This window comes from Rhizobium sp. FG96 (genome assembly GCF_057808655.1).
In genome coordinates, this window is sequence record NZ_JBMDIL010000011.1 from 226,115 (window position 1) to 248,471 (window position 22,357).

A 22,357-nucleotide genomic window follows, 5' to 3' on the forward strand; every position below is an offset into this window, starting at 1 on the left:
TCCCATAGGCGCAAAGTGCGGCCCCGCATCTCCTCAGATGGGGCCGTCGCGCCATCGATCAATATCGCGCCAGTGCTCTGACGTCGATTCCGGAGAACCATTTAGGCCGCTTCCCGTCTTGCCGTTTCGGGCTGGGAGTGCCAAAACACCGGTCGAATTTGACTCATCGGAGGATTGTCGTGGAAAAGGCAGAAATCGGACTGATCGGCCTTGCCGTCATGGGTTCCAACCTGGCGCTGAACATTGCCGAAAAGGGCAACAAGATTGCGGTTTTCAACCGTACGCCTGAGAAAACGGATGAATTCTACGAGAGTGCCGGCGATCTGAAGAAGCAGATCATTCCGTGCAAGACGATCGAGGAATTCGTCGAGGCGATCCGCCCGCCGCGCCCGATCATCATCATGATCAAGGCAGGCGAGGCAGTCGACCAGCAGATGGAACTGCTGCGTCCGTACCTCTCCAAGGGTGACATCATGATCGACGCGGGCAATGCCAATTTCCGCGACACGATCGCCCGTTTCGACCGCCTGAAGAATACCGACCTGACCTTCATCGGCATGGGCGTTTCCGGCGGCGAAGAAGGTGCCCGTCACGGCCCGTCGATCATGGTCGGCGGTACGGAAGACAGCTGGAAGCGTGTCGAGAAGGTGCTGACCTCGATCGCCGCCAAGTACAAGGGCGACCCCTGCGTCGCCTGGCTCGGCAATGACGGCGCCGGTCACTTCGTCAAGACGATTCACAACGGCATCGAATATGCCGACATGCAGATGATCGCCGAAATCTACGGCATCTTCCGCGATGGTCTCGGCAAGAACTCGCAGGAGATCAGCAAGATCTTCGGCCAGTGGAACAAGGGCCGCCTGAACTCCTACCTGATCGAGATCTCCGAGAAGGTGCTGGCCGCCACCGACCCGATCTCCAAGGGCTCGATGGTCGACATGATCCTCGACAAGGCTGGCCAGAAGGGCACCGGCAAGTGGTCGGCGATCGAAGCGCAGAACATGGGCATCCCGGCGACCGCCATCGAAGCCGCCGTTGCTGCCCGCTCGATCTCCTCGATGAAGGATCAGCGCGAAGCTGCCGAGAAGATCTTCGGCAAGCCGGACTACAAGTTCCCGATCGCTTACGGCCCCGAGCTCGACAAGGATCTGGAACTGGCGCTGTTCGCCGCCAAGATCGGCGCCTATGCGCAGGGCTTCGCCGTCATGGCCGAAGCATCCCGCGAGTTCAACTGGTCGCTGCCGATGCCGACGATCGCCAAGATCTGGCGCGACGGCTGCATCATCCGCTCGCAGTTCCTCGACGAGATCACCTCGGCCTTCACCAAGGCGCCTGACGCGGCCAACCTGATCGTCACGCCTGCCTTCTCGGAAATGGTCAAGGAATCGATCCCGGCACTCCGCCGCGTCGTTACCGCCGCCCTGCAGGCCGGCCTGCCGGTTCCGGCGCTGACCTCGGCGCTGACCTATTTCGACGCCTACCGCCAGGGCCGAGGCACTGCCAACCTGATCCAGGCGCAGCGCGACTTCTTCGGCGCCCACGGCTTCGACCGCCTCGACGGCAAGGACTTCCACCACGGCCCCTGGGGCAGCGGTGCGGCGACCTTCTGAGCTTGCTTTAAGGAGTAAGAAAAGCCCGGCATTGCCGGGCTTTTTTGTTTGGGCCTTTGCCTCTCTTCGCCCTTACTCCTGAGACGAGCGCAAGAATGAGGCAGGGAGAGGGGCTCAGCCCCGCCCATCCGCCCAGAACGGCTTGCTGACGCTCTGCAGCAGCTCCGGTTCGATGCCGTCGATGCGGGCGATGACGGCTTTGGCCATTTCGCGGCCGGCGTGGCGGACGTCTTCGTAGGCGGTGATGATTTCGGGCCGGATCCAGTTGAGGATCGGGGCGGATTCCTTCGAGACCATATCGACATCCTTGCCGAGGCGCTTGCCGGCAGCCTCGATGCCGGCGTTCACCGCGATAGCGGCGCTGCCGGCGGAACAGACGATGCCATCGGGAGCATTCGGCGAGCGCATCATCGCCTCAATGGTATTCCTGATCTCGTCGAGCGGCGCATCGATGTTGACGCGCAGCGGCACTTCCTCGGCGCCGTAATCGTGCAGGCCGGTCTGGAAGCCGATGCGGGTATGGGCGTAGTAGGTGAGCTTGCTCGGCGGCTGGAGCAGGGCGATATGCCGGCGTCCGCGATCGACGAGACGTTGCACCGCCTGGTGGGCGAAAGCCTCGTTGTCGAAGTCGTGATAGGGATGCACCAGCCCGGCATCGGTGCGGCCGTGGGTGGCGAAGGGGATGTTCTGCTCGGCAAGCAGCCGCACGCGCGGATCGTCAGGCTCGATGCGCGAGATGATGACGCCGTCGGCCGATCCCGTGTCGAGGATATAGCGGACCGGCATCATCGGGTCCTTGCTGTGCGAATGCGGGGTGACGACGATATGGTAGGGCGTACCCGTCAGCACTTCAGAAATGCCGAACACCATCTGGCTCGAAAAGCCCATGATCTCTTCGTCGATCGACAGGACGAGGGCGATGACATTGGTCTTGCCGGTGCGCAGGCGCACGCCGGCACGGTTCGGCTGGTAGCCCAGCTGGCGCGCCACCATGCGCACCCGCTCCTTGGTTTCGGCGCCGATATCCGGCGCGTCCTTCAAGGCGCGTGAAACGGTGGTAATGCCGAGACCGGTCATGAAAGCGATCGTCTTGAGCGTCGGACGCTCGCGTTGGACGGCCGCCGCCGTTCCCCCGAAATTTCCCTTGCTTTCCATAGGCCTAAGGTACCCTCACGCGAATTGCGTCTGCTTATAGATGCTTTTTCGAAACGCCGTAAGCGCCGCGGCATCCAAAAGCGTCTCCTCCCTGAGAAATAAAATCTGTAACGATACAGTAGAAAAGTCGAGCACTTTTTGATGTTTGCGCCGCAGCAATAGACGCATAGGTTGAATCGTCTAAAATCGCACAGTTTTTTTGCGCCTGCGAAGCGTGTTTCGTTGTAATTTTCGACATGCCTTGATAATTGTAATGTTAAAACAGCATCGTAGTCTCAGAAGTGCAGTGCGGCATTGACCGCACAGTATTGCGCCATCCTTGTCCGATTTGTGAATTATGGACAGGCATTGGTAGCAAAAGGGTGGCTGAAAGAAAATTTTACGAGCCGGCTGTTGCGCCAAAAAATCGATTGCACTAAGTTTTTCCGGCAACGTTTCAGTGAGGGAGGAGAACTCATGAATATCCGTTCGTTCGCGGCAATGCTCGCCGCTTCCGTCATCATTCCGCTTGGCGCAGCCCAGGCAACCGATCTCGAAGTCACCCATTGGTGGACCTCGGGCGGTGAAGCTGCTGCCGTCGCCGAGCTCGCCAAGGCATTCGACGCCACTGGCAACAAGTGGGTCGACGGCGCTATTGCCGGTTCCGGCGGTACCGCGCGTCCGATCATGATCAGCCGCATCACCGGCGGCGACCCGATGGGCGCCACGCAGTTCAATCATGGACGCCAGGCTGAAGAACTCGTCCAGGCCGGCCTGATGCGCGACCTGACCGATGTCGCCACCGCGGAGCACTGGAAGGACATCATCCGTCCGTCGAGCCTGCTCGATTCTTGCACGATCGACGGCAAGATCTACTGCGCGCCCGTCAACATCCACTCCTGGCAGTGGCTGTGGCTCTCCAACGCTGCCTTCAAGAAGGCCGGCGTCGAAGTGCCGAAGAATTGGGATGAATTCGTCGCTGCCGCTCCGGCTCTCGAAAAGGCCGGCATCGTGCCGCTCGCCGTCGGCGGTCAGCCGTGGCAGGCTACCGGCGCGTTCGACGTGCTGATGGTCGCAATCGCCGGCAAGGATACCTTCTACAAGGTGTTCAAGGACAAGGACGCAGAAGCTGCTGCCGGTCCCGAAGTCGCGAAGGTCTTCAAGGCTGCCGACGATGCCCGCCGCATGTCGAAGGGTACGAACGTTCAGGATTGGAACCAGGCAACCAACATGGTCATCACCGGCAAGGCCGGCGGTCAGATCATGGGTGACTGGGCGCAGGGCGAGTTCGCGCTTGCCGGCCAGAAGGCCGGAACCGACTACACCTGCCTTCCGGGCCTCGGCGTCAACGAAATCATCTCCACCGGTGGTGATGCTTTCTACTTCCCGCTGCTGAAGGACGCAGAAAAGTCGAAGGCGCAGGACGTTCTCGCCAAGACGCTTCTCGACCCCAAGACCCAGGTTGCCTTCAACCTGAAGAAGGGCTCGCTGCCGGTTCGTGGCGACGTCGATCTGGCTGCTGCCAACGACTGCATGAAGAAGGGTCTGGAAATCCTCAAGAAGGGTAACGTGATCGAAGGTACCGACCAGCTGCTCTCGGCCGACAGCCAGAAGCAGAAGGAAGACCTGTTCTCGGAATTCTTCGCGAACCCGTCGATGACGCCGGAAGACGCCCAGAAGCGCTTCGCTGAAATCATCTCTTCCGCCGACTGATCGTTTTCCGATCGCTGAGGCGATCCGGCTCCCGCGTGGGGCCGGATCGTTCCGGAATGCGGGGTTTGATCCTGCGTCCGGCTCCATCCCGGCAGCGCCATGCGTCTGTGCGGAATGGTGAGGGGAGGCGACGAAAATAAGGAGGGCGGCGTGCAAGCGGTGCCGCTCTGGATCACAAGACGCAATTGCGATTCAGGAGGAGTCACAATGACGGGTCAAGCGCAAGCAGGCCGGCCAAACCAACTATTGCGCAATCTCAATTCAAAGATTGCTTCCATCCCGATGATCCTTACCGCCCTGGTCATCTTTCTCGGCGGTACGCTCTGGACGGTGTTCTATTCCTTTACCAATTCGAAGCTCCTGCCTCGGTTGAGCTTCGTCGGTTTCGACCAGTACAAGCGCCTCTGGGCTGCACCGCGCTGGATCGTTTCGATCGAAAACCTTGCCCTTTACGGCATCCTGTCGCTGATCTTCAGCCTGGTGATCGGCTTCGTGCTGGCCGCGCTGATGGATCAGAAGATCCGGTTCGAAAACACGTTCCGTACGATCTTCCTTTATCCCTTCGCTCTGTCCTTCATCGTCACCGGTCTCGTGTGGCAATGGGTGCTCAATCCGGAATTCGGCGTTCAGTCGGTGATCCGGTCGCTCGGATGGACGAGCTTCACCTTCGATCCGCTCTATACGCCGAGCATCGTCATCTACGGCGTGCTGATCGCCGCTCTCTGGCAGGGGACCGGCCTCGTCATGTGCCTGATGCTTGCCGGTCTGCGCGGCATCGATGAGGACATCTGGAAGGCGGCGCGTGTCGACGGCATTCCGATGTGGAAGACCTATCTTTTCATCGTCATCCCGATGATGCGCCCGGTTTTCATCACCACGCTGGTCATCATCGCCAGCGGTATCGTCAAGGTCTACGACCTCGTCGTGGCTCAGACTTCAGGCGGTCCGGGCATCTCGTCCGAAGTGCCTGCCAAATATGTCTATGACTACATGTTCCAGGCGCAGAACCTCGGGCAGGGCTTTGCGGCCTCGACGATGATGCTGATCACCGTCGCCATCATCATCATTCCCTGGGCTTATCTGGAATTCGGCGGAGGGCGCAAGCGTGGCTAATACCGGAACCCTCAACACCACCGCGGCCGGCATCGACGCCGTCGCCTCCAAGCTTGGTTCGGGCCCGAGCGGCCCGCGGCCGAAGCCTGTTCTTTCGGCGCGCAACATCATGCTCTACGGCACGCTGTTCGTCGCCGCCGCCTATTACCTGCTGCCGCTCTACGTGATGGTCGTGACCTCGCTGAAGGGCATGCCTGAAATCCGCATGGGCAATATCTTCTCGCCGCCGATGGAAATCACCTTCGAGCCGTGGGTGAAGGCATGGGCGACGGCCTGCACCGGCCTCAATTGCGATGGCCTGTCACGCGGCTTCTGGAATTCGGTGCGCATCACCGTTCCCTCGGTCGTCGTGTCGATCGCGATCGCTTCGGTGAATGGCTATGCGCTTGCCAACTGGCGCTTCAAAGGCTCGGAGTTCTTCTTCGCGGTCCTCGTCGTCGGCGCGTTCATTCCCTACCAGGTGATGATCTATCCGATCGTTATCGTGCTGCGTGAAATCGGCATCTATGGGACGCTGACCGGTCTGATCATCGTGCATTCGATCTTCGGCATGCCGATCCTGACGCTGCTGTTCCGCAACTACTTCGCCTCGCTTCCCGAAGAACTCTTCAAGGCGGCGCGTATCGACGGTGCAGGATTCTGGCAGATCTTCTTCCGGATCATGCTGCCGATGTCGCTGCCGATCTTCGTCGTTGCGATGATCCTGCAGGTTACCGGCATCTGGAACGACTTCCTGTTCGGCGTTGTCTTCACCCGCCCGGATACCTATCCGATGACCGTGCAGCTCAACAACATCGTCAATTCGGTCCAGGGCGTGAAGGAATATAACGTCAACATGGCCGCGACGATCCTCACCGGTCTCGTGCCGCTTATCGTCTACTTCGTGTCCGGACGTCTCTTCGTCCGCGGTATCGCCGCTGGCGCAGTGAAAGGTTGATCATGAACACAAGCGTTTCCATCAAAGATCTGTCGCTGAGTTTCGGTGCGGTCAGCGTTCTCAAGGACCTGAACCTCGAAATCAACGACGGCGAGTTCCTGGTCCTGCTCGGTTCGTCCGGCTGCGGCAAGTCCACGCTCCTGAACTGCATTGCCGGTCTTCTCGATGCATCGGCGGGGCAGATCTTCATCAAGGGCAAGAACGTCACCTGGGAAGAGCCCAAGGACCGCGGCATCGGCATGGTGTTCCAGTCCTACGCGCTTTATCCGCAGATGACGGTCGAGAAGAACCTGTCCTTCGGCCTGCAGGTCGCCAAGGTTCCTCAGGCGGAGATCGACAAGCGCGTCGCCCGGGCTGCCGAGATCCTGCAGATCCAGCCGCTCCTGAAGCGCAAGCCGGCCGAGCTTTCGGGCGGCCAGCGCCAGCGCGTCGCGATCGGCCGCGCCCTGGTGCGCGATGTCGACGTGTTCCTCTTCGACGAGCCGCTGTCGAACCTGGACGCCAAGCTGCGCTCGGAGCTGCGCGTCGAGATCAAGCGTCTGCACCAGTCGCTGAAGAACACGATGATCTATGTCACGCACGACCAGATCGAGGCGCTGACGCTGGCCGATCGTATCGCCATCATGAAGAGCGGCATCATCCAGCAGCTCGCCGATCCGACGACGATCTACAACAAGCCGCGCAATCTCTTCGTCGCCGGTTTCATCGGCTCGCCGTCGATGAACTTCCTGCGCGGCGAACTGGCAACTGCGAACGGCAAGCCTGCCTTCGTGGCAAACGGCGTGACCTTCTCGCTGGAGGGATACCAGGCTTCCGAGCCGCTGCAGCCCGGCCGAAAGGTGGTGCTCGGCGTCCGTCCCGAGCATATCAAGGTCAACGAGGAGCTCGGTGCCGAAGTTCATGAAGCGACGGTCGACGTCGAGGAGCCGATGGGCGCCGACAATCTGCTCTGGCTGAAACATGCCGGACATACGATGTCGGTACGCATCAACGGCGCGCGCCGCTTCAGCCCCGGCACGCCGGTCAAGCTCGGCTTCGACACCTCGCTCGCGTCGGTTTTCGATGCCGAGACCGAGGACCGGATCTGACAAACGCAATAGGGGCGGGGCGTAAGCTCCGCCTTATCCTCAATAGCGGCCGAAAGGCCGTCCAAGTTTGGCCGCGGACCGGTATCGGTCTTCCCAAGGCGGCCTGATCGGAAACATACCATGACGTCCTTGCCGAAGAACGGTTCCCCCATCGACCTCTCGGGCAGCTGGCACCTTGCCTCCGCCGATGGCGAGGTCAAAACCACGATCAATATTCCGGGCGACGTGCACACCGCGCTGCATGCCGCCAACCTCATTCCGGATCCTTATTTCGGCCGGAACGAAGAGAAGATCCAGTGGGTCGCTCATCAGGAATGGACGATCGAGCGCAGCTTCAAGCTCAAGGAGACCGAGGGCGACTGGTATCTCGATATCGATTATCTCGATACGGTCGCCTCGGTCTATGTGAACGGCTTCCTGGCGCTTTCGGCCGATAACGCCTTCCGCCGCTACCGTCCTGACGTGACCTCGATGCTGAAGGCCGGCGACAACACGGTGCGCATCGTCTTCAAGTCGAGCATCGCGGAAGGTGCCGACCGGCAGGGTAGGCAGCCTTTCTACATTCCCTATTCGACCGGCAACTCGCCGATCCCGAACGGCAACATGCTGCGCAAGCCGCAGTGCCATTTCGGCTGGGACTGGAATATCGCGCTGGCGCCGCTCGGTCTCTACGGCACGGTCGCGCTGAAGAAGCTGGAAACGGCCCGCATCGAGCATGTGACCACGCGCCAGACGCATAATCTCGACGGCAGCGTCGAGCTGCAGGTGACCGCTACGCTCTATTCGAAGGACCCGGGCATCGTGCCTGTGCATTTCGAGCTCGACGGCGAGCGGGTGCGCCTCGATGTCGGCGTCAATGGCGGCGAGACCGTCATCAATCAGTTCTTCCAGATCGACAAGCCGAAGCTCTGGTGGCCTTCGGGCAGCGGCGAGCAGGCGCTCTACACGTTGAAGGTCGAGCTTCCTGCCGATAGCGCCAGCAAGCAGATCGGTCTCAGGACCGTCGAGCTGATCACCACGCCGGATGCCGCCGGCAGCCGGTTTGCGTTCAAGGTCAACGGCCGCGAGATCTTCTGCCGCGGCGCCAACTGGATCCCGGCCGACGCGCTCTATTCGCTGTCGTCGCCCGAGAAGACCGAGGACCTGCTGCAATCGGCGAAGGCCGCCAACATGAACATGATCCGCGTGTGGGGCGGCGGGTTCTACGAGCAGGATTACTTCTACGATCTGTGCGACCGGCTCGGCCTGATGGTCTGGCAGGACTTCATGTTCGCCTGCAACCTCTATCCCTCGACCGACGACTTCCTCGATAGCGTTGCGCTCGAGGTGGACTATCAGGTCAAGCGGCTCTCCTCGCATCCGTCGATCGCCATCTGGTGCGGCGACAACGAGCTGGTCGGGGCGCTCACCTGGTTCGAGGAGTCGCGCAAGGACCGCGACCGCTATCTTGTTTCCTACGACCGCCTGAACCGGGTGATCGAGCTGGCGATGAAGAAGGCGGCGCCCGGCGCCATCTGGTGGCCGTCGAGCCCGGCTTCCGGCTATCTCGATTTCGGCGATGCCTGGCATGCTGACGGTTCCGGCGACATGCATTACTGGTCGGTCTGGCACGAGAACAAGTCGTTCGACAATTACCGCACGGTGCGGCCGCGCTTCTGCTCGGAATTCGGCTTCCAGTCCTATACGTCGCTGCCCGTCATCAAGACCTATGCCGACGCCAAGGACATGAATGTCGCATCTCCAGTCATGGAGCTGCACCAGAAAAATGCCGGCGGCAACGAGCGCATCGCCGGCACGATGTTCCGCTATTTCCGCTTCCCCAAGGATTTCCCGAATTTCGTCTATCTCAGCCAGATCCAGCAGGGCCTGGCGATCAAGACGGCTGTGGAATACTGGCGGTCGCTGAAGCCGCATTGCATGGGCACGATCTACTGGCAGCTGAACGACACCTGGCCGGTGGCCTCCTGGTCGAGCCTCGATTACGGCGGCCGCTGGAAGGCGATGCACTATCTGGTCAAGCGCTTCTTCCAGCCAGTAGCCGTCGCCGCCATTCCTGCCGATGACGGCAAGTCGATCCGCTTCTCGCTGGTCAACGATACGCTGGATGAAGTCAGCGTCGATCTGTCGATCTCGATCCTGACGATGAAGGGCGAGCGTCAGCATCTGCGGGATGTTCAGGCTGTCTGCTCTCCGGATGCCGCGGTGACCGCCGCCTCGATCGATATCTCGGATATCCCCGAGGGGACGCTGCTTGCCTGGCGTTTCACGGCTTCGAACGGCATGGGCGGCGAGGGGCACTATGTCCACGGCACCTACAAGGCGCTGGAGCTCGAACCCGCCGGTCTGCAGGTGACGCATGAATATGTCGAGGAGGACGGCTCGGTCTGCCTCAATGTCACCGCGAGGGGACTGGCGCTTTTCGTGATGATCGAGACGGACGAGGACGGGAAATATTCCGACAACGCCTTCGATCTCGCGGCCGGTGAAACTCGCCGCATCACCTTCACCCCGGCCAAGGCGCTCGAAAAGGGCAAGCTGCCGGACTTCCGTTTCTACGACCTGCATTCCTGCCAGTCGGCAGAATGAATTTGAAAGATGGGCACGAGGCCCGAGGAGGAAATGATGACGAAACTCAGCTTTCAGCTCTATAGCGCGCGCAACTTCCAGCCCTATTCGGCGATCTTCGAAAAGCTCGGCAAGGCCGGCTACGGCGAAGTCGAAGGCTTCGGCGGCATCTATGCCGATCTTGACGATGCCGGACTGAACAGCCTGCGCGGCGAACTGGACAAGAACGGCCTCACGATGGCGAGCGGCCATTTCAGCCCGGATTTCCTGGATGGTGAAGTCAAGAAGTCGCTCAACATTGCCAAGCTGCTCGGCATGGATTCGATCTATGCCCCGCATCTGGCCGCCGATCAGCGCCCGACGGATGGCGCCGGCTGGCTGGCATTCGGCAAGCGCCTGCATGAGATGGCAAAGCCCTTCAAGGATGCCGGATACGAGTTCGGCTGGCACAATCACGACTTCGAATTCGTGAAGCTCGCCGACGGTTCGCTGCCGATCGAGCGCATCTTCGAAGGCGCGCCGGATATTTCCTGGGAAGCCGATATCGCCTGGGTCGTCCGTGGCGGCGCCGATCCCTTCGCCTGGATCGAGAAGCTCGGTTCGCGCATCACGTCGGTGCACGTCAAGGACATTGCGCCCGCCGGCGAGAACAAGAACGAGGATGGCTGGGCCGATGTCGGCCATGGCACGCTGCCCTGGGCAAAGCTGATCGCCGCGCTGAAGGGCACCAAGGCCAAGCATTTCGTCGTCGAGCATGACAATCCTGCTGACGTCGACCGCCTGATCACCCGCTCGATCGCATCCTTCAAGACCTATTGAGGCATATCATGACCAAGGAACTTGGCGTCGGCATCATCGGATGCGGCAACATCTCCACCACCTATTTCTCCCTGTCGCCGCTGTTCAAGGGCCTGAAGGTCCTTGCCTGCGCCGACATCAACATGCAGGCGGCCGAAGCGCGCGCCGCGGAATACGGCGTCAAGGCGCAGACGATCGAGGAGCTCCTCAAAAACGATGAGATCGACGTCGTCGTCAACCTGACGATCCCGGACGCGCATTTCCCGGTCTCGAAGTCGATCCTCGAGGCGGGCAAGCACGTCTATTCGGAAAAGCCGCTGGTTCTGACGCTGGAGCAGGGCGAGGAGCTTCGCCGCATTGCCAAGGAAAAGAACCTTTCCGTCGGCTGCGCGCCCGACACCTTCCTCGGCGGCGCGCACCAGCTCGCCCGCAAGTTTATCGATGAAGGCGGCGTCGGCCGCATCACCTCGGGCGCCTGCTACGTCATGAGCCCGGGCATGGAAATGTGGCATCCGAACCCGGACTTCTTCTTCCTGCCGGGCGGCGGCCCGATCCTCGATCTCGGTCCGTACTATATCGCCAACCTGATCAATCTGATCGGCCCGGTGAAGCGCGTCGGCGCCATGACCTCGATGGCATCGGAAACCCGCACGATCACCAGTGCGCCGCGCAACGGCGAAGTGATCCCGGTGAAGACGCCGACGACGATCCAGGCAATCCTCGAATTCGTCAGCGGCGCGACCGTGACGCTGACGGCAAGCTGGGACGTCTGGTCTCACCGCCACGCCAATATGGAGCTCTACGGCACCGAAGGCTCGATCTATGTGCCGGATCCGAACTTCTTTGGCGGCGTGGTCGAGGCGAGCGGCAAGGACAAGGACATCAAGCCGGTCGAGGGCTGGGATCATCCCTTCGGCATCTTCAACCAGGAGAGCCCGCAGGGACCGCGCGCCAACTACCGCACGGCCGGTCTCGCCGACATGGCGATGGCGATCATCGAGGGGCGTGACGCGCGCTGCTCGCTCGACCGCACGCTGCACGGCGTCGATGTAATGACCTCGATCCTGAAGTCGGGCGAAGAGGGCCGCTTCATCGAGCTGACGACGACCTGCACGCAGCCGGCCGCTCTCGGCATCGAAGAGGCGCAGGCGCTGCTTCGGTAATCGCCCGCTCTTGAAGTGAGGCTTCAAACGACTATTGTCCCGCGCGGGCAAACTGCCCGCGCGATTTTCTTAAAGGAATAGAACCATGAGCTGGCAACCGGCTTCCGACCGTTATTCGAAGATGAAATACAACCGCACGGGCCGTTCCGGCCTGAAGCTGCCTGCCGTCTCTCTCGGCCTCTGGCACAATTTCGGCGGCGACACGCCACATGACCGCAAGGTCGACATGTGCCGCACGGCCTTCGATCTCGGTATCACCCATTTCGACCTCGCCAACAATTACGGCCCGCCTCCCGGCAGCGCCGAGACCGCGTTCGGCGAGATCCTGCGTACCGATTTCGCAGGCCTGCGCGATGAGCTGATCATTTCGTCCAAGGCCGGTTACGACATGTGGCCGGGTCCTTACGGCGAGTGGGGCAGCCGCAAGTATCTGATCGCGTCCTGCGACCAGAGCCTGAAGCGCATGGGCCTCGACTATGTCGATATCTTCTATTCGCACCGCTTCGACCCGGAGACCCCGCTGGAAGAGACCTGCGGCGCGCTTGATCATATCGTCCGCTCCGGCCGCGCGCTCTATGTCGGCATCTCGTCCTACAATTCGCAGCGCACCCGCGAAGCGGCCGCGATCCTTAGGGAACTCGGTACGCCATGCCTGATCCATCAGCCGAGCTATTCGATGCTCAATCGCTGGGTCGAGGACGACAAGCTGCTCGACACACTCGATGAAACGGGCATGGGCTCGATCGTCTTCTCGCCGCTGGCGCAGGGCATGCTGACCACCAAGTATCTCGGCGGTATCCCGCAGGACAGCCGCGCGGCGCAGAACCACTTCCTGAAGAAGGACTTCATCCGTCCTTCGATCATCGACAACATCAAGAAGCTCAACGAGATCGCCGAGAAGCGCGGCCAGACGCTGGCGCAGATGGCGATCGCCTGGGTGCTGCGCGGCGACCGCGTGACCTCGGCGCTGATCGGCGCCAGCCGCTCCTCGCAGATCGTCGATTGCGTCAAGGCGCTCGACAATCTCGAGTTCACCGCAGACGAGCTGAAGCAGATCGATGTCTATGCCAAGGAAGCGGATATCAATCTGTGGGCTAAGTCGGCTGAGCTGGAATAGGCTGGGTGATTGATGACGCCCGGGGGAGTTTGGCGGACAACGTTTCACCATGCTCCCTCATTCCTGTGCCCTTAGGGCTACGCCCACGGGATGTCACAGGATCCAGCCGGCCCAAGTCCTTGGGCCGGTAAGACTCTTCTCGCCGCGCGGACGCGCGGCGGCTGGATCTCTGTGGCATCCCGTGGGCGTAGGCCTAAGAGCACAGAGATGAGGGGGGGAGACGGGTATTAATGCTCACAGCCCCGGCGAAATTGACGTACGTACCGCAAATTCTGGAGGAGCCGCCATGATCCGCAATCCCATTCTGCCCGGTTTCAATCCGGACCCGTCGATCTGCCGTGTCGGCGAGGACTATTACATCGCGACGTCGACCTTCGAGTGGTATCCGGGCGTGCAGATCCATCATTCGCGCGATCTGGTGAACTGGACGCTGGTGCGCCGCCCGCTGGAGCGCAAGTCGCAGCTCGACATGCGTGGCAACCCCGACAGCTGCGGCGTCTGGGCGCCCTGTCTTTCCTATGCTGACGGGTTGTTCTGGCTCGTCTACACCGACGTCAAGCGCTTCGACGGCAACTTCAAGGATGCGCATAATTACATCGTCACGTCGCCGACGATCGACGGCGAGTGGTCCGAGCCTGTTTATGTGAATTCTTCCGGCTTCGACCCGTCGCTGTTTCATGATGAGGACGGCCGCAAGTGGTTCGTCAACATGCAGTGGAACCACCGGACCGAGAGCTACGGCGGGGCGCCGAAATCACCGGCCTTCGACGGCATCCTGCTGCAGGAATGGGACGCGAAGACGCGCTCGCTCGTCGGGCCGATCAAGAACATCTTTGCCGGCAGCCCGCTGGGGCTCGTCGAGGGGCCGCATCTCTTCCGAAAGAACGGCTATTATTATCTCACCACCGCCGAGGGCGGCACGGGCTACGACCATGCCGTGACGATGGCGCGCTCGCGCAGCATCGATGGTCCTTATGAGATGCATCCGGACATGCACCTGATCACCTCCAAGGACCAGCCGGGCGCCGTGCTGCAGCGGGCAGGGCATGGGCAATATGTCGAGACGCCGGATGGGCAGGTCTATCACACCCATCTCTGCGGGCGGCCGATGCCGCCGAAGCGGCGCTGCACGCTTGGGCGGGAGACGGCGCTGCAGAAATGCGTGTGGAAGGAGGATGGCTGGCTCTATCTCGAAAGCGGCACCGTCGTGCCCGATGTCGAGGTTCCCGGCCTGAATGGCGCGACGCTTGCCGAAAAGCCCGTTCGCACCGAGTACAGTTTCGACGGCGGCAAGCTGCCAGCCGATTTCCAGTGGCTGCGCACGCCGGAGCCGCAGCGCATCTTCAATCTGACGGAACGGCCCGGTCATCTCCGGCTGGTCGCCCGCGAAAGCATCGGCTCCTGGTTCGAGCAGTCGCTGGTGGCACGCCGCCAGGAACATCACAGCTTCCGCGCCGAGACGGTCGTCGAGTTCCAGCCGGATACCTACCAGCAGGTGGCGGGCCTGACGCATTACTATAACCGCCACAAGTTCCATGCCGTCGCAGTGACGCTGCATGAGAAGCTCGGGCGCTGCGTGACAGTGCTCTCCTGCGATGGCGATTATCCGAATGGGCGGCTGAGCTTCCCGGCAGGCAGTGGTGCCGCCGTGCCGGCCGAGGGCCGCGTCCAGCTGTCGATGGAAATTCGCGAGAACGGGTTGCAGTTCTTCTGGCAGACCGAGGGCATGGGGGCCTGGCAACCTGTGGGCCCCGAGCTCGATGCCGGCGTCGTTTCCGACGAGGGCGGGCGCGGCGAGCATGGCTCGTTTACCGGCGCCTTTGCCGGCGTCTTTGCCTTCGATACGTCGGGCAGGGCGAAGACGGCCGATTTCGACTGGTTCAATTACGAGGAGCTGTGAGGGAACAATGAACGATATCGACATCGTCCCGATCGCCGAGCAGCATATCGACGGCTTTCATCAAGCGCTCGATACCGTCGCCCGCGAGCGGCGCTACTTGACCTTCCTCGAGGCGCCGCCGCTCGAGAGCACGCGGGCCTTCGTACGGGATATGATTGCCAACGGCCATTCGCAATTCGTGGCGATCGCCGACGGCGCGGTGGCCGGCTGGTGCGATATCCGCCGCCACGCGCAGCCTATCCATGCCCATGGCGGCGCGCTCGGCATGGGCATCCTGCCGGCGTTTCGCGGCAGAGGGCTTGGCGAGCGGCTGATCAGGACGACGATTGAGGATGCCCAGTCGAAGGGGCTGGTACGCATCGAGCTCAACGTCCACGCCGATAACGCCCGCGCCATCCGGCTTTACGAGCGCGTCGGCTTCGTTCGGGAGGGGATCGGCAAGGACTTCGTCTGCATCGACGGGCGCTATCTCGACGTCATCTCAATGGCAATCGTGCGCCGCTGACGCCGCGAAAGCTACATTAGATATCCGGCATAAGCCTTTGTCCGGATTACAGAAGTTTAATTAAAATTTCAGATTCGGTTCATCTTTATGGACGTAATTTCGGGGCGTGTTCAACACGAGGAAACCCCAATGAAAAAGTTCTTCGCCGCTCTTCTCTCCGCCTCCTTCCTGCTGTCGCCGATCGTTGCTTCGGAAGCCAGCGCCAACGATTATCGCCGCCCGGTTGTCGTCGAGAAGAACGTTCACAAGCAGGTCATCGTCAAGAAGTACCGCTGGACCAAGGGTCATCGCGTCACCGCCGCCGAGCGCCGCCGGATGGCTGACGTTCGCGACTACCGCCGCTACCGCCTGTCGGCTCCGCCGCGCGGATATCACTGGGTAAAGGTCGACAACGACTTCCTGCTGGTCGGCGTCGCCACCGGCATCATCACCAGCATCATCGCCGGCCGCTAAGCGGTTGCGGGAATGAAACAGAAAGGGCGGCAGTGATGCCGCCCTTTTTCATTTATCCTGACCGGCAGCCGGCTTGCGCGCGATGGCTGCCTTGAGGAGTGCTGCTGCGAGCGCCTTGGCTTTGTTTGGCTGCGGCTCGGGAATGCCGAGGCCGGGGATCGGCGGCAGCGGTTCGCATTCCTCGCAGACGCAACGGAAGGCCTTTGCTCTCTCGCTCATGCGGCGCGCAACGCCCAGCTGGCGAAGGGATCGGGAAGATCGCGCCATTTCTCGGGCGTGAAATCCGCGGCATCGACGAGACATGCGTCCAGCCCGGCGCGGATCTTGGCCTCGTCCATCGGATCGGCGCCGATGAAGACGATTTCCTGGCGGCGATCTCCCCAGACAGGATCGAGATAGGGCGCAATGTTCTTTTCGAAACCGGGATCGCGCGGCCACTGCTCCTTCGGAACCGCCGTCCACCACAGACCCATCTTGCCGGTGCGGACAATGGCGCCGGCCTGACTGATCTCGCCGACATAATGCGGGCGGGTGGCCAGCCAGAAGAAGCCTTTCGAACGGACGACGCCCGGCCAGGGGCGATCGAGGAAGGCCTGCAGTTTTCCGGGATGGAAGGGACGCTTCTCGCGATAGACGAAGGAGCGGATGCCATATTCCTCGGTCTCTGGCACATGATCGCGGAAGCCGTGCAGCTCCTTGTACCAGAGCGGGTGGGTCTCGGCCTTGTCGATATCGAAGCGGCCGGTGCCCAGGACGTCTGCGAGTTCGACGCGGCCGAAATCCGTCTCGATCAGCTTGGCATCCGGGTTCAGCCCGGCGATGATGATGCGGGCGGCATCGCGCTGCTCCGGCGTTGCGGTGCCGGTCTTGTTGAGGATGACGACATCGGCGAATTCGATCTGCTCGACCAGGAGATCGACGATCGTCCTGTTGTCACCATCGCCTGCAGTCTCGCCGCGATCAGCGAGGAAATCGGTGGAGGCGTAGTCCGCAAGCAGATTGGCGGCATCGACGACGGTGACCATGGTGTCGAGCCTAGCGAGATCGGAGAGGCTTTCGCCGGCCTCATCGCGGAATTCGAATGTGGTGGCGACGGGCAGGGGCTCGGCGATGCCTGTCGATTCGATCAGCAGGTAATCGAACCGGCCCTGTTCGGCGAGCTGGCGGACCTCGGTCAACAGGTCGTCGCGGAGCGTGCAGCAGATGCAGCCGTTGGTCATCTCGACCAGCTGTTCCTCGGTGCGCGACAGATTGGCGCCGCCATCCCGCACCAGCGCGGCGTCAATATTCACCTCGCTCATGTCGTTGACGATGACGGCGACGCGCATGCCCTGTCGATTGGAAAGGACATGATTGAGCAGCGTCGTCTTGCCTGCGCCGAGGAAGCCGGACAGGACGGTGACCGGGAGCCTGTTATCCATGGATATCTCTGTATTAATGTTATACCATTACATATGGTGATCTGAAAAAGGCGAGCGGAAGGGCTCGCCTCTCTTGTCGATATTCGAAAGCTCAGCTCTCGCGGCTGAGGCAATCCTTCATGCTGGCCGCAATGCCGCGCATCAGGGTGAAGTAGAGATCGGGACCGGCTTCCAGCGTGGCGGCTTCCGGATCGAGGACGCCCGACTTCGCCTTGGTGCCTTCGATGACGACATCGACGAGGCGCGGCTCGAACTGCGGCTCGGCGAAGACGCAGGTGGCGCCAAGTTCGGCGACCTTCTTGTGGATCTCCGAAACGCGCTCGGCGCCTGGGATGGTTTCCGGGCTGACGGTGATCGAGCCGGCGACCTTGATGCCGTAGCGGTGCTCGAAATACTGGTAGGCGTCGTGGAAGACGATGAAGGGCTTGTCCTTGACGGGTGCGACGGTGGCGGCCAGTTCCTTGTCGAGGGCATCCAGCTTGTCATCAAGCGTCTTGGCATTGGCCTGATAGGTCAGCGCGTTGGCCGGATCGGCGGCAACCAGCGTCGTGGTGATCTCGGCCGCCATCGCCTTGGCATTGGCGGGGTCGAGCCAGAGATGGGTATCGAATTCGCCGTGGCCATGATCATGCCCGTGATCGTCATCGTCGTGACCGGCGGCTTCCGCATGGTCGTGATCGTGTGCTTCTGCCTCGTCGCCATCGTCATGCGGCTCGAAGGCGCCGCCTTCGCGGAATTTCAGCTTGGTGAGGCCCGGCGCATCGTCTAGCTCGGCAATGCTGGCATCGGAGCCCAGCGATTCAAGCGGCTTTTGCAGAAAGGCCTCGAGGCCGGGACCGACCCAGAACACCACCTTGGCGTCCTGCAGCGTGCGCGCATTCGAGGGCTTCATGCTGTAGGTATGCGGGGAGGCCGCGCCATCGACGATCAGCTCCGGCGTGCCGACGCCCTGCATGATCGAGGCGACCAGCGAATGGACAGGCTTGATCGAGGTGACGACGACAGGCGCATCGGCGGCCTGGGTTGCGCCCGCCAGAAGCAGGGCCGGAAGGGCGAGGGAGAGGCCGGCGGCCAGTTTCATGTGCACGCTCCGCTTGAATAGCGTTTGTTATGTTATTACATCAATTGCGTAATGCTATAACGTGTGCGATAGCATGAGGCAACAGCACATCAGGAAAATTATGTTATCTCCCGCCAATACAGAGGCGAAGCCGCTGGTTTCCCTCAACAATGTCGGCATCAGGCGCAATGGGCGCTGGCTGGTCCGCGGCGTCGATTTCTCGGTGTCGCCGGGCGAGATCGTGACGCTGATCGGCCCGAACGGCTCCGGCAAATCGACGAGCGCCAAGGCGGCCATCGGCGTGTTGAAGCCGGATGAGGGGACGGTCGAGCGCCTGTCCGGCCTGAAGGTCGGCTATGTGCCGCAGAAGCTTGCGGTCGACTGGACGCTGCCGCTCACCGTGCGCCGGCTGATGACGCTTACGGGGCCGCTCGCCGACAAGGAAATGATGGCGGCGCTTGAGGCGGCCGGCATGGCGCATATGCTCGATGCCGAGGTTCAACACCTCTCCGGCGGCGAATTCCAGCGCGCCCTGATGGCCCGCGCCATTGCCCGCAAGCCCGATCTGCTTGTGCTCGACGAACCGGTGCAGGGCGTCGATTTCTCCGGCGAGATCGCCCTCTACGACCTGATCAAGCAGATCCGAAACAATACCGGCTGCGGCATCCTGCTGATCTCGCACGACCTGCATGTCGTCATGGCCGAGACCGATACGGTCATCTGCCTCAACGGCCATGTCTGCTGCCGCGGTACGCCGCAGACGGTCAGCCAGAGCCCGGAATATGTGCGCCTGTTCGGCAGCCGCGCGGCGCAGACGCTTGCCGTCTACAGCCACCATCACGACCACACGCATTTGCCCGACGGCCGCGTCCAGCATGCCGATGGAACGGTGACCGATCACTGCCATCCGGAGGATGGTCATCACCACGATCATGACCACGCGCACGGTCATGATCATGACGGGCACGATCACCATCATCACCATGCGGGAGAGCGCCATGCTTGACGATTTCTTCGTCCGCGCGATCCTCGCCGGCGTCGGTCTGGCGCTGACCACCGGGCCGCTCGGCTGCTTCATCATCTGGCGGCGGATGGCCTATTTCGGCGACACGATCGCCCATTCGGCGCTGCTCGGCGTGGCGCTGTCGCTGCTCTTCCAGTTCAACCTGACGCTCGCCGTCTTCGGCGTGGCGGCGACGGTGTCGATCCTGCTGCTTCTCCTGCAGAAGCGCCAGGCGCTATCGGCCGATGCGCTGCTCGGCATTCTCTCGCATGCGACGCTGGCGATCGGTCTCGTCATGGTCGCGTTCATGAGCTGGGTGCGCATCGATCTTATCGCCTTCCTGTTCGGCGATATCCTGGCCGTCTCCAAGAGCGATATCGCGGTCATCTGGGGTGGCGGCATCTTCGTCGTCGCGGCGATCGCCTGGCTCTGGCGGCCGCTGCTTGCCTCCACCGTCAATCCCGAGCTTGCCGAGGCCGAGGGCATGCAGCCCGAAAGGGCGCGGCTGTTCTTCATGCTGCTGATGGCGGTCGTTATCGCCATCGCCATGAAGATCGTCGGGATCATGCTGATCACCTCGCTGCTGATCATTCCGGCCGCGGCAGCCCGCCGTTTTTCGCCGACGCCTGAGATCATGGCGGTGCTTGCATCGCTGATCGGCGCCGTTGCCGTGGTCGGCGGGCTGTTCGGCTCGCTGACCTATGACACGCCTTCCGGCCCGTCGATCGTGGTGGCCGCACTCATCCTCTTCATCCTCAGCCTGCTGCCGCGGCTGGGACGCAGACAAGCGCAAGGACAAGGCACATGAACACGCCGCAGCTGACCAAGAACCAGGCCCTGGTCTATGACGTCCTGGAAAAATCCGAAGGGCCGCTCAGCGCCTACACGATCCTCGACAAGCTCAGGGATCACGGCTTTCGGGCGCCGTTGCAGGTCTACCGGGCGCTCGACAAGCTGCTCGAATATGGCGTCGTTCACCGGCTCGAAAGCATCAACTCCTTCGTCGTCTGCGCCCATCCGGACGAGAACTGCCACAACCACGGCACCGTCGCCTTCGCCATCTGCGAAAGCTGCGGCCAGGTGATCGAATTCCACGACCACGAGGTGGATCACCGGCTGATGGACCGGATGCGCGCCAAGAAGTTCAAGGCCGAGAAGACGACGATCGAGATCCGCGGCGTTTGCGAGAGCTGCGCCGCTTAGGCTTCGTCAAATGCAGGCCAGCAGCGATTACTGCTGCTTGGTCTTGCCGTCCTTGGCCTGCCGCCGGACGAAGAGGCGCATGATCAGCTGGAAGGCCACGACGATGGCAAACATGTAGAGCCAATGGCTCCAGTTGCCGTCCGCCGAGAAGGCGAAGTTCAGGCCTATGATGACGGCAAAACTCAAAGCGAATGAAATGATGTAAATGGCCATCCGATCCTCCCCCAGACGATCCTAGTGTAGATATCGACGGGGTGCCTTTCAACTTGGAGGGGATTTCTGGCCGTAATCCCTTAGTCTAGTCGCCTGAGATCGCGCGCGAACCGCTGCCAGTTCGACACGTATTTCTCAGCCGAGCGCTTCAGCCCTTCGATCGCCTTTTCATCCAGCGTGCGGATCGCGCGGGCGGGGGAGCCGACGATCAGCGAGCCGTCGGGGAATTCCTTGCCCTCGGTGACCAGCGCGTTGGCGCCGACCAGGCAATTGTTGCCGATCCTGGCGCCGTTCAGCACCGTCGCGCCCATGCCGATCAGCGCGTTGTCGCCGATGGTGCAGCCGTGGACGATGGCGTGGTGACCGATGGTGCAGCCTTCGCCGATCGTCACGGGCGCGCCTGGATCGGTATGCAGCATCGCGCCTTCCTGGATGTTGGTGTTGCGGCCGACGACGATCGGCTCGTTGTCGCCACGCAGCACCGCGCCGAACCAGATGCCGACGCCTTCACCGAGTTCGACATCGCCGATCACATGCGCATCCGGAGCGATCCAGTAAAGACCGCTTGCGTGAAGGCGTGGCGTCAATCCTCCGAGCGCATAGACCGGCATGGCAATTCCTCAGCTGACGGTGACGGTCAAGGTGGCGATGCCATCGATGCCGCATTCGACGGTATCGCCCTTGACGACGGCGCCGACGCCGGCGGGCGTGCCGGTCATGATCACGTCGCCGGGTGCCAGGATGAAGAGTTTCGAGAGCTCGGCGATGATCTCCGGCACCTTCCAGATCATCTGGTTGAGATCGCCTTCCTGGACGCGCTTGCCATTGTGATCGAGCCAGATGCGGCCGCTTGCGGGATGGCCGAGTTCATCGGCGGGGACGATCGGCGAGACCGGTGCGGAGAATTCGAAGGCTTTCGCGACCTCCCACGGGCGGCCCATCTTCTTGGCGACGGCCTGCAGGTCGCGGCGGGTGAAATCGATGCCGATCGCGTAACCATAGATGCAATCAAGCGCCTTCTCGACCGGAATGTTCTCGCCGCCTTCCTTCAGGAAGATCACGCATTCGGCTTCGTAATGCACATCTTCGGAGAGTGGCGGATAGGGGAAGGGCTTTCCGGCGGGCAGCAGGTTGTCGGGGTTCTTCTGGAAGAAGAACGGCGGCTCGCGGCTCGGGTCATGCCCCATCTCGATCGCGTGGTCGGCATAATTGCGCCCAACGCAATAGACGCGGCGCACGGGGAAGAAATCGGCGCTGCCTTCGATGGGAAGCAGAACGGGCTGCGGGACGGGGATGACGGTCTTGAGATCGGCGGACATGGCATGCTCTTGCTGTTATCGGTGCGCGATCTTAGACGTAAA

Annotated in this window: 22 protein-coding genes; 15 read left to right on the forward strand and 7 right to left on the reverse strand. The window is 61.7% G+C overall.

Annotation, left to right across the window (positions count from 1 at the left end; translation table 11 throughout):
- Positions 1-179 precede the first annotated feature (179 nt).
- On the forward strand, positions 180-1,610 hold the full coding sequence (gene gndA, locus ACODR6_RS22135; protein ID WP_130278106.1) for an NADP-dependent phosphogluconate dehydrogenase: 1,431 nt from the start codon (positions 180-182) through the stop codon (positions 1,608-1,610).
- 114 nt (positions 1,611-1,724) lie between these two features.
- Here gndA and ACODR6_RS22140 read toward each other — a convergent pair whose 3' ends face one another.
- The gene (locus ACODR6_RS22140; RefSeq protein ID WP_489024511.1) at positions 1,725-2,765 is read right to left on the reverse strand and encodes a LacI family transcriptional regulator; all 1,041 of its coding nucleotides are present in this window, start codon (positions 2,763-2,765) and stop codon (positions 1,725-1,727) included.
- A gap of 456 nt (positions 2,766-3,221) precedes the next feature.
- On the opposite strand from ACODR6_RS22140, the gene ACODR6_RS22145 reads away from it, so the two are divergent.
- The 11 genes from ACODR6_RS22145 (at position 3,222) to ACODR6_RS22195 (ending at position 16,096) form a co-directional block, all read left to right on the forward strand.
- Positions 3,222-4,457 (forward strand): ABC transporter substrate-binding protein, encoded by a 1,236-nt coding sequence (locus tag ACODR6_RS22145; protein WP_130278108.1) that lies wholly within the window; start codon positions 3,222-3,224, stop codon positions 4,455-4,457.
- 207 nt (positions 4,458-4,664) lie between these two features.
- A complete protein-coding gene (locus ACODR6_RS22150; RefSeq protein ID WP_130278109.1) occupies positions 4,665-5,570 on the forward strand; it encodes a carbohydrate ABC transporter permease in 906 nt (301 codons plus the stop codon).
- Complete coding sequence (locus ACODR6_RS22155) at positions 5,563-6,507, forward strand: carbohydrate ABC transporter permease (protein WP_130278110.1); 945 nt, start codon at positions 5,563-5,565, stop codon at positions 6,505-6,507. The genes ACODR6_RS22150 and ACODR6_RS22155 overlap by 8 nt, the downstream gene beginning before the upstream one ends.
- A 2-nt stretch (positions 6,508-6,509) precedes the next feature.
- Positions 6,510-7,595 carry an ABC transporter ATP-binding protein gene (locus tag ACODR6_RS22160; protein WP_489024514.1) on the forward strand — a complete coding sequence of 362 codons (1,086 nt, stop codon included), beginning with the start codon at positions 6,510-6,512 and terminating at the stop codon, positions 7,593-7,595.
- A 120-nt stretch (positions 7,596-7,715) separates the two neighbouring features.
- Positions 7,716-10,181, forward strand: coding sequence for a beta-mannosidase (locus tag ACODR6_RS22165; protein WP_489024516.1), 2,466 nt, complete (start codon positions 7,716-7,718; stop codon positions 10,179-10,181).
- Positions 10,182-10,217: 36 nt separating this feature from the next.
- Positions 10,218-10,979, forward strand: coding sequence for a sugar phosphate isomerase/epimerase family protein (locus tag ACODR6_RS22170; protein WP_199629076.1), 762 nt, complete (start codon positions 10,218-10,220; stop codon positions 10,977-10,979).
- A gap of 8 nt (positions 10,980-10,987) precedes the next feature.
- Positions 10,988-12,121: a Gfo/Idh/MocA family protein gene (locus ACODR6_RS22175; RefSeq protein WP_130278114.1), complete on the forward strand. Its 1,134-nt coding sequence runs from the start codon at positions 10,988-10,990 to the stop codon at positions 12,119-12,121.
- A gap of 85 nt (positions 12,122-12,206) precedes the next feature.
- A complete protein-coding gene (gene mgrA, locus ACODR6_RS22180) occupies positions 12,207-13,238 on the forward strand; it encodes an L-glyceraldehyde 3-phosphate reductase (protein WP_489024519.1) in 1,032 nt (343 codons plus the stop codon).
- A 286-nt stretch (positions 13,239-13,524) separates the two neighbouring features.
- Positions 13,525-15,138 carry a glycoside hydrolase family 43 protein gene (locus ACODR6_RS22185; RefSeq protein ID WP_489024521.1) on the forward strand — a complete coding sequence of 538 codons (1,614 nt, stop codon included), beginning with the start codon at positions 13,525-13,527 and terminating at the stop codon, positions 15,136-15,138.
- Positions 15,139-15,145: 7 nt separating this feature from the next.
- Positions 15,146-15,643, forward strand: coding sequence for a GNAT family N-acetyltransferase (locus ACODR6_RS22190; protein WP_203428681.1), 498 nt, complete (start codon positions 15,146-15,148; stop codon positions 15,641-15,643).
- Positions 15,644-15,772: 129 nt separating this feature from the next.
- The gene (locus tag ACODR6_RS22195; RefSeq protein WP_112715159.1) at positions 15,773-16,096 is read left to right on the forward strand and encodes an RcnB family protein; all 324 of its coding nucleotides are present in this window, start codon (positions 15,773-15,775) and stop codon (positions 16,094-16,096) included.
- A 48-nt stretch (positions 16,097-16,144) separates the two neighbouring features.
- On the opposite strand, the gene ACODR6_RS22200 is transcribed toward ACODR6_RS22195, so the two are convergent.
- From ACODR6_RS22200 to znuA, 3 genes are all read right to left on the reverse strand, one after another.
- A complete protein-coding gene (locus tag ACODR6_RS22200) occupies positions 16,145-16,315 on the reverse strand; it encodes a hypothetical protein (RefSeq protein ID WP_489024524.1) in 171 nt (56 codons plus the stop codon).
- On the reverse strand, positions 16,312-17,517 hold the full coding sequence (gene zigA / locus ACODR6_RS22205; protein WP_489024526.1) for a zinc metallochaperone GTPase ZigA: 1,206 nt from the start codon (positions 17,515-17,517) through the stop codon (positions 16,312-16,314). Before zigA ends, ACODR6_RS22200 begins: the two co-directional genes overlap by 4 nt.
- Before the next feature lie 91 nt (positions 17,518-17,608).
- Positions 17,609-18,598, reverse strand: a complete 990-nt coding sequence (gene znuA / locus ACODR6_RS22210) for a zinc ABC transporter substrate-binding protein ZnuA (RefSeq protein ID WP_489024528.1) — start codon at positions 18,596-18,598, stop codon at positions 17,609-17,611.
- 100 nt (positions 18,599-18,698) lie between these two features.
- Between znuA and ACODR6_RS22215 the strand changes: the two genes are divergently transcribed.
- From ACODR6_RS22215 to ACODR6_RS22225, 3 genes are read left to right on the forward strand one after another with little or no spacing between them, the layout of a single operon-like run.
- Positions 18,699-19,583, forward strand: a complete 885-nt coding sequence (locus ACODR6_RS22215; protein ID WP_489024530.1) for an ATP-binding cassette domain-containing protein — start codon at positions 18,699-18,701, stop codon at positions 19,581-19,583.
- Complete coding sequence (gene znuB, locus ACODR6_RS22220; protein ID WP_489024561.1) at positions 19,576-20,388, forward strand: zinc ABC transporter permease subunit ZnuB; 813 nt, start codon at positions 19,576-19,578, stop codon at positions 20,386-20,388. The genes ACODR6_RS22215 and znuB overlap by 8 nt, the downstream gene beginning before the upstream one ends.
- Positions 20,385-20,783, forward strand: a complete 399-nt coding sequence (locus tag ACODR6_RS22225; protein ID WP_112715151.1) for a Fur family transcriptional regulator — start codon at positions 20,385-20,387, stop codon at positions 20,781-20,783. The genes znuB and ACODR6_RS22225 overlap by 4 nt, the downstream gene beginning before the upstream one ends.
- A 27-nt stretch (positions 20,784-20,810) precedes the next feature.
- On the opposite strand, the gene ACODR6_RS22230 is transcribed toward ACODR6_RS22225, so the two are convergent.
- The 3 genes from ACODR6_RS22230 to ACODR6_RS22240 all read right to left on the reverse strand — a co-directional run bounded on the left by ACODR6_RS22230 (position 20,811) and on the right by ACODR6_RS22240 (position 22,315).
- A complete protein-coding gene (locus ACODR6_RS22230; protein WP_489024532.1) occupies positions 20,811-20,996 on the reverse strand; it encodes a hypothetical protein in 186 nt (61 codons plus the stop codon).
- 80 nt (positions 20,997-21,076) lie between these two features.
- On the reverse strand, positions 21,077-21,607 hold the full coding sequence (locus ACODR6_RS22235; protein ID WP_489024534.1) for a gamma carbonic anhydrase family protein: 531 nt from the start codon (positions 21,605-21,607) through the stop codon (positions 21,077-21,079).
- A 9-nt stretch (positions 21,608-21,616) separates the two neighbouring features.
- Positions 21,617-22,315, reverse strand: a complete 699-nt coding sequence (locus ACODR6_RS22240) for a fumarylacetoacetate hydrolase family protein (RefSeq protein ID WP_489024536.1) — start codon at positions 22,313-22,315, stop codon at positions 21,617-21,619.
- Between the last annotated feature and the right edge of the window lie 42 nt (positions 22,316-22,357).